Here is a 423-nt window from a genome sequence, read left to right on the forward strand (position 1 = left end):
CAATTCAATTAAAGAATGGATTTGGTCGTCATCAAAAACATCTCCTGCTTTAAGAAAGCTACGATCTTTATCAAGAGCTTCAAGCGCTTCCCGCAAGCTACCTGAAACTGTGGGGATGTCTTTAAGTTCTTTAGGGGGCAGATCATAAAGATCTTTATCCATAGCTTGTCCAGGGTGCATTTTGTTTTTAATACCGTCAAGGCCAGCCATTAAGAGGGCTGAAAATGCTAGATATGGCCTTGCTGTTAAATGTGGAAAACGGATTTCTCCGCGTTTTGACTTTGGTGAAGAGCTGAATGGACTACGTTCCGACGCCGCACGGTTGCGTGCAGAATCCGCAAGAAGATCGGAAAAGCGTCGTATAGGGAAAGAGCGCAGATCACGGTAGTCGCCGTATCCTTAAAAGAAACAACGGGCAGTATG

Annotated in this window: 1 pseudogene; it reads right to left on the bottom strand. The window is 44.9% G+C overall.

The features are described from left to right. A pseudogene (gene glnA / locus J7R13_RS09065) lies at window positions 1-345 on the bottom strand (glutamine synthetase); the annotation flags it as partial. Window positions 346-423: the final 78 nt, after the last annotated feature.

It is taken from the genome of Bartonella taylorii 8TBB (genome assembly GCF_902825155.1).
GTDB classification, from domain to species: Bacteria; Pseudomonadota; Alphaproteobacteria; order Rhizobiales; family Rhizobiaceae; genus Bartonella; species Bartonella taylorii_A.